This is a genomic window from Phenylobacterium sp. (assembly GCF_036402295.1).
In the GTDB taxonomy this organism is placed as follows: Bacteria; Pseudomonadota; Alphaproteobacteria; order Caulobacterales; family Caulobacteraceae; genus Phenylobacterium.
On the sequence record NZ_DASWTE010000054.1, the window covers coordinates 1 to 6,619 of the forward strand.

The following is a 6,619-nucleotide window of genomic DNA, read 5'->3' on the forward strand; positions in this document are numbered from 1 at the left end:
GCCTAGTCGGTGGGCGGTTCTTCGGCGACTTCCGGTTCGACCTGAGTGGCGACCTCGACCAGCGGCGCGGCCACGAGCGGCGGAGGTCCGGCCGGAATAGCCTGGGCGGGGACCCGCCTCAGCGCCTGGCCCATGAACATCCGCCACATCTCGGCCGGCGCGGTCGCGCCGCTGATGCGGCCCATGGGCCTGGCGTCGTCGCGGCCCATCCAGGCGCAGCTCGCGAAACCGCCCGTGTAGCCGCAGAACCAGGCGTCCTTATAGTCCGACGTCGTGCCGGTCTTGCCTGCGAGGTCATAGCCCGGCACCGCGGCGCGTGCGCCGGTGCCGGCGACCATCACCGTGCGCAGCATCTGGTTCAGCTCGGAAAGCGCCGGGTTCGCTACCGCCGGAACCGGCTGCGGCGGGCGCTTCTGGTAGATCACCGTGCCGCCCGAGCGGATCCGCTCGATGCCGTAGGCCTGGACGCGGTTGCCCCCGTTCGAGAACGCCGCGTAGGCCTGGGTCATCTCCAGCGGCGACACCAGGGTCGTGCCCAGCGCCATGGCCGGGTCGATGTTGACGGTCGACTGGATCCCCACCCGCCGTGCGGTCGCGGCGACGTTGGGCCGGCCCACCTCGTCGGCGAGCCGCGCCGCCACGGTGTTCACCGACTTGGCCAGCGCGTACTCAAGGGTGATGGGCCCCAGGAAGCTGCCTTCGTCGTAATTGCTGGGCGACCAGCCGTTGATGGTCACCGGCTCGTCGACGACCGGCGTATCCGGCGTGCGGCCCTGCTCCAGCGCCGTCAGATAGACGAACGGCTTCCAGGCCGAGCCGGCCTGCCGCCGGGCGCTGACCGCGCGGTTGTAGGGCGCGGTCGTGTGGTCGATCCCGCCCACCAGCGCGCGCACCCGGCCCTGCCCGTCGATGGCGACGATCGCCGCCTGGTCGGCGGCCTGGGCCTTGTGCCCCGCCACGACGGCTTTCGCCGCCTCCCCGGCCGCCTGCTCCATCGGCTGGTCGAGCGTGGTCTCGACGACCAGGTCGCGGGTGAGCTTGGGGACCATCCTGCGGACCTCGCCGTCGACCCAGTCAACGAAATACTGCGAGGGCGCAGTGGCCGCGGTCTTCCAGACCTTGGGCTTCTGCCCCTTGGCCTTGTGGCGCTGGGCGGCGGTGATCACGCCGTTATCGGCCATCGCGTTGAGCACGAGGTTCGCGCGCTCCAGGCAGCGGTCGTACTGGGCGATGGGATCGTAGTTGGTGGGCGACTTCAACACCCCCGCCAGCATGGCCGCTTCCTTGATCGAGAGCTTCGCGGCCGGCTTGTTGAAATAGCGCTGGGAGGCCGCCTCGTAGCCGTACGCTCCGGCGCCGTAGTAGGCCCGGCTCATGTACATGCCGAGGATCTGGGCCTTCGAGTAGGTGTTCTCGAGCTCCACCGCGTAGACCAGCTCGATCGCCTTGCGCTCCAGCGAGCGCTCCTGGGTCAGGAACAGCAGCCGCGCGGTCTGCTGGGTGATGGTCGACGCGCCGCGCATCCGGCCGCCGGTCAGACCGCCGACGACGGCGCTGGCCATGCCGCGCGCATCGAAGCCGGTATGCTCGTAGAAGCGGCGGTCCTCGATGGCCACGATCGCGCCCGGCACGTGCTTCGGCAGCCTGGCCACGTCCACCGGCGGCGCATAGCGACCGCCCCGCACGCCGATCACGGCGCCCGAGCGGTCCAGGTAGGTGATCTGGGGCGGCCGCTGGATGGGCGGCATGCGCGGCAACTCGGGCCCCTGCGCGGCCATGGCGAGCGCGGCGAACTGGGAGATCAAGTCAGGCGGCTCCAGCTACGTCCCCGGGGCCTATGTCTCCCGCTCCGCCGCGTCGGCCAACATAAATCGCGGTAATGCGACCCTATTGCGCGGCATGCAGACGGCGTCTGCATGGCTTCTGCTACAGCGTGACGAAGCTCTCGAAGCCGCCGAAGATCATCCGCTTGCCGTCGAACGGCATGTCGTCGCCGGGCCCTTTCAGGCGCGGGTCGGCCATCACCTTGGCCATGATCTCGTCGCGCGACTTGCGGTCGGGATAGGTCGCCCACGAGAAGACCACCACCTCGTCGTCCTTCGCCTGCACGGCGCGCGGGAACGAGGTCAACTCGCCATAGGGCACGTCGTCGCCGATCGTCTCGACGTAGCTGAGCGCGCCGTGCTCCATCCACACCTCGCCGGCCAGCCGGGCCATCTCCTTGTACGCCTCGAGGTTCGCCTTCGGCACCGCCAGCACGAACCCGTCCACATAGGGCATGGAAGCCTCCTTGTTGTTCCGTCCCGCCCCGAGGACGTTTCGGGCGTCCGAATCCCGACAACGAAGAAACCCGGGGGCCGCAACGCCGGTTGCTTGCTGGCAGGGCGCGGGGACGCCAAATTCGGCTGTCCGGGATTCGCGGACGAAACGAGGAGACCGCCCGCGTGGCTGAAGCGATCCGGCGCCGCCGGCGGGTGAAGATTGTGGCCACCATCGGGCCGGCCTCCTCAAGCCTCGAGCGGCTCGAGGAGCTGTTCCGCACCGGCGCGGACGTCTTCCGCCTCAACTTCAGCCACGGCACCCAGGACGGCCACGCCGAGGTCGTCGACCGCATCCGCCGGGTCGAGAAGAAGACCGGCCGCCCGATCGGGATCCTGGCCGACCTGCAGGGCCCGAAGCTCCGGGTCGGCCGCTTCGCCGGTGGCGCCGTCATGCTGCAGTGGGGCCGACCCTTCCGGCTCGACCTTCAGGAGCGGCCGGGTGACAGCCAGCGCGTGCAGCTCCCTCACCCCGAGATCATGGCGGCCGCCGGGCCCGGCGCTCTGCTCCTGCTGGACGACGGCCGCATCCGCCTCGAAGTCACCCGCCAGACGCCCGACTTCCTCGACACCCGCGTGATCGTCGGCGGCCGGCTGAGCGACCACAAGGGCGTCAACCTACCGGGTCTCACCCTGCCGATCCCGGCGCTGACGACCAAGGACCGCTCCGACCTCGCCTTCGCGCTCGAGCACGGCTGCGACTACATCGGCCTGTCGTTCGTGCAACGCCCCGAAGACGTGGGCGAAGCGCGTGAGCTCGTGGGCGACCGCGCCTTCATCCTGTCGAAGATCGAGAAGCCCGGCGCCTTGCAGTCGATCGACGAGGTGATGCAGCTGTCGGACGCCATCATGGTGGCGCGCGGCGACCTCGGCGTGGAACTGCCGGCCGAGGACGTGCCGCTGATCCAGAAGCGCCTGATCCGCGCCGCCCACCGGCACGGCCGCCCGGTGATCGTCGCGACCCAGATGATGGAGAGCATGATCGAGAACCCGGCGCCGACCCGCGCGGAGGCTTCTGACGTGGCCACGGCCGTGTTCGACGGCGCCGACGCCGTCATGCTCTCGGCCGAGAGCGCCACGGGCAAGTATCCTGTCGAGACCGTGCGGATGATGGACCGCATCATCGCCCGCACCGAGGACGACGACGACCTCAAGGCCGCCCGCGCCGCGGGCCGCCCGACGCCCGACAAGTCCGCCGGCGACGCCATCTGCGCCGCCGCGCGCCAGGTGGCCGAGACCATCGAGGCCAAGGCGATCGCCGCGTTCTCGCTCTCGGGCCGCACGGCCATCCGCATCGCCCGCGAGCGGCCCGACAGTCCGATCCTGGGCCTCACACCACAGATCGAGACGGCGCGGCGCTTGGCCCTGGTCTGGGGCGTGCATGCGCTGACATCCGAGACCACCCACACCATGACGGAGACCGTGGCCCAGGCCGCCGCGCTGGCCCTGAAGAGCGGCTTCGCCAAGCGACGTGACGAGATCGTGGTGATCGCCGGCGTGCCGTTCGGCCGCTCGGGCGGAACCAACTCGCTCAGAGTGGCGAAAGTGACCTGAGCTCGGCCAGCACCTCCTCGGTGTGCTGGCCCAGGATCGGCGACGGGAAGCGGAGCGCCGGACGCGCGCCGTCGTAGGCGAACGGCGCGGCCGGGATGATGTGGCGACCGACGTAGGCGCGCTCCATCTCGGGCCAGAAGCCGGTGGCGGCGAGCTGCGGGTCGTAGCCCAGTTGGTCCACCCGAGAGACCGGCGCGGCCGGGACACCACGGGCCTGCAGCAATCCGGTCGCCGCTTCGGGCGACAACGGCGCGGCCCAGGCGGCGATCGCGGCCTCGATCTCGTCGGCCCGCCGGTTGCGGCCGTCGACGGTGGCGAGGGCCGGATCCGCCTTCCAGGCGGAAGCGCCCAGCACTTCGCAGAGCCCTTGCCACGCCTGCGGACCATCCACCGCCACGGCCAGCCAGGTGTCGGGATCGGCGCCCGCGACCACGCACACGGGCGCCGCCCGCGGGCGTCGGTTGCCGGTGCGTGGCAGCGGGCCTTCCGTGAGCTGCTGGGCGATCAGGGCGTCGGCGCCGAAGCCGAAGAGGCAGGCCACTTGGGCGAGGTCGATCTCGGCGCCGCCCCTGCGCGCCCTTCCCCACAGCGCCGCCAGCACCGCGTTGGCGGCGTTCAGCCCGGCGATGGGGTCGCCGAAGGCCACGTGCTGCAGGCATGGCGGCCACTCCTCCCGGCCATTGGCGAACGGAAGGCCGCTGGCCTGTTCCACCGTCGAGCCGTAGGCGCGGACGCCGGTCAGCGGGCCGCCGTGGCCGAACGCCGGCATGGACACGGCGATGAGGTCAGGGCTCAGCGCGCGGCGAACGTCGGGGCCCAGGCCCAGGGCGTCCATGACCCCGGCCGCGAAGTTTTCCACCAGGACATCGGCCCATGAAATCAGACGCTTGGTGTGCGCCAACCCCTCGGCGCTGGTCAGGTCCAGGACGACGCCGCGCTTGTTCCGGTTCACCGATATGAAGCTGAATTTGGTCTCGCGCGGCGGCGGATCGCCCGACTGGTCGGTCTCCCAGCCGCGCCACCAGTCCGGATGGGCCTCGGACTCTATCTTGATCACCTCGGCCCCGAGGTCAGCCAGCGTCCGGGCGCAAAGCGGCCCCGCCCAGCCCATCGAGAAGTCGACGACCTTCAGACCGCGAAGCGGGGCGGACGCCGGACCGCCCTCGAAGGGGGCGGCCGGCCGGCCCGTGAAGCTGGCGCGGTACGGCAGCGTCGGCCCGACGACACCCGCGCCGTCGACAGCTCCGAAGGCGCCGCGGTCGCGCCAGTGCGGCACGTTCGGCATCTCCGCGAGATCCGGCATCGGCGTCAGCGGCACGCGCGCCGCCAAGCCATCCTCCACCCACGCAGCCGTCGCGCGCGTGCGCAGCGGCGGCGTCACCTGCGGGTCGATCTCGTCGGCCAGCAGCAGGCGCTCCACCGTGGTCGCGAAACGCACGTCTTCGGCCAGCTCGGGCCGACCGATCAGGCGGCAGAACGCCTTCCACTGCGCCGGGGTAAGCGTCGTGACCCCCAGCCAGCCGTCGGCCGTGCGGTAGCTGGCGCAGGGGTAGCTCGGCACGTAGCGGTTCACGCCGACGCGGAGCGCCAGCCCGCCCTCCATCAGGGCCGAGACCGCGCCGGTCTCCGTGAGGCACATGTACGCCTCGTGGACGTTGGTCGTGACGCGGGCGGGTCGCGGCCGGGCGATCAGCGCGCCGAGCGCGGCGTTGAAGCCCGTGAGCGCGGCGGCCAGCTGCGGCCCGTGCCCCTGCGCCAGCGTCGGCGGGCCTTCGGCGGGACCGAACGAATAGGCCATGCCGGTCAGGGCCTGCATCAGCTCGTCGGCGCCACGCCAGGCCCCGTAGGGACCGTCCGGGTGGAACCAGCGGATCTCGAGCAGCACGGCGCCCAGCTCGGCCGCGAGCCGCTCGCTGGCCGTCACGCCGGCGGGGTCAAGACCGCCGATCACCAGGTCTGCGCAGGCCGGGGCTTCCGTGGTCTTGCCGGCGTCGAGCCAGCGCCCGAAGGCCTCGCCCGCCGCGCCGGCATAGCCGATCACTGTGTCGTCGCCGCCCGCCGCGCGGACGACGGTCGCGCCGAGTCGGGCGAACAACCGACCGCAGTGGCGCACTGCCACGGCGCGGGAGGCTTCGACGACGACGAGGTCCTGGAGCAGCCGGTCCATCCGCCGCCAATGAGGGCCGATCGAGCCGCGCCGCGCAAACGAAAACGGCCCCGCGGGATGCGCGGGGCCGTTCGGTTCTTGGGTGCGGGGACAGGATTTGAACCTGTGACCTTCAGGTTATGAGCCTGACGAGCTACCGGGCTGCTCCACCCCGCGGCAAAGCCTAGAGCTGAAATCGTGAATTGAAGGGTTCTGGATCCTGATCCGCTTGGTAGACCTGGCGGCGACCTACTCTCCCGCGCCTTAAGACGAAGTACCATCGGCTCTGAGAAGCTTAACGACCGAGTTCGGGATGGGATCGGGTGGGGACTTCTCGACAAAGCCACCAGGTCAACGAAGCGGATCAGATTGAGAAGACATCAGCGCTGAATACCGCGCTTCATGAGTTCAACTAAGAACGATCAAGCCGATCGAGCGATTAGTACCAGTAAGCTCCGTACCTCGCGGCACTTCCACACCTGGCCTATCAACGTGGTGGTCTACCACGGCTCTCGGCGAAGCCTTGTTTTGAGGTTAGTTTCCCGCTTAGATGCTTTCAGCGGTTATCTATTCCACACTTAGCTACCCTGCTGCGCGGCTG

General features: G+C 70.3%; 4 protein-coding genes, 1 tRNA gene and 2 rRNA genes. 1 reads left to right on the forward strand and 6 read right to left on the reverse strand.

Annotated features, from left to right (window positions below):
* Window positions 1-2: 2 nt before the first annotated feature.
* Window positions 3-1,805, reverse strand: a complete 1,803-nt coding sequence (locus VGD44_RS03255; RefSeq protein WP_331083821.1) for a PBP1A family penicillin-binding protein — start codon at window positions 1,803-1,805, stop codon at window positions 3-5.
* A 121-nt stretch (window positions 1,806-1,926) separates the two neighbouring features.
* The gene (locus VGD44_RS03260; RefSeq protein ID WP_331083823.1) at window positions 1,927-2,280 is read right to left on the reverse strand and encodes a DUF1428 domain-containing protein; all 354 of its coding nucleotides are present in this window, start codon (window positions 2,278-2,280) and stop codon (window positions 1,927-1,929) included.
* Between the two features lie 176 nt (window positions 2,281-2,456).
* Between VGD44_RS03260 and pyk the strand changes: the two genes are divergently transcribed.
* Entirely contained in the window at window positions 2,457-3,872 is a 1,416-nt protein-coding gene (gene pyk / locus VGD44_RS03265) for a pyruvate kinase (RefSeq protein ID WP_331083827.1), read from the forward strand.
* On the opposite strand, the gene VGD44_RS03270 is transcribed toward pyk, so the two are convergent.
* The 4 genes from VGD44_RS03270 to VGD44_RS03285 all read right to left on the reverse strand — a co-directional run.
* On the reverse strand, window positions 3,850-6,039 hold the full coding sequence (locus VGD44_RS03270) for a CaiB/BaiF CoA-transferase family protein (protein ID WP_331083825.1): 2,190 nt from the start codon (window positions 6,037-6,039) through the stop codon (window positions 3,850-3,852). The two genes, pyk and VGD44_RS03270, sit on opposite strands and share 23 nt — an antisense overlap.
* Window positions 6,040-6,118: 79 nt before the next feature.
* A tRNA-Met gene (locus tag VGD44_RS03275) sits at window positions 6,119-6,195 on the reverse strand.
* A gap of 59 nt (window positions 6,196-6,254) precedes the next feature.
* A 5S ribosomal RNA gene (rrf, locus tag VGD44_RS03280) occupies window positions 6,255-6,369 on the reverse strand.
* Window positions 6,370-6,436: 67 nt separating this feature from the next.
* Window positions 6,437-6,619: ribosomal RNA gene (locus VGD44_RS03285) — 23S ribosomal RNA — on the reverse strand; the annotation flags it as partial.

What these genes read in the sequence shown, in the direction of transcription:
- VGD44_RS03260 (WP_331083823.1), bottom strand. Translation starts at nt 2,280, where the DNA reads ATGCCCTATGTGGACGGGTTCGTGCTGGCGGTGCCGAAGGCGAACCTC.
- VGD44_RS03270 (WP_331083825.1), bottom strand. Translation starts at nt 6,039, where the DNA reads ATGGACCGGCTGCTCCAGGACCTCGTCGTCGTCGAAGCCTCCCGCGCC.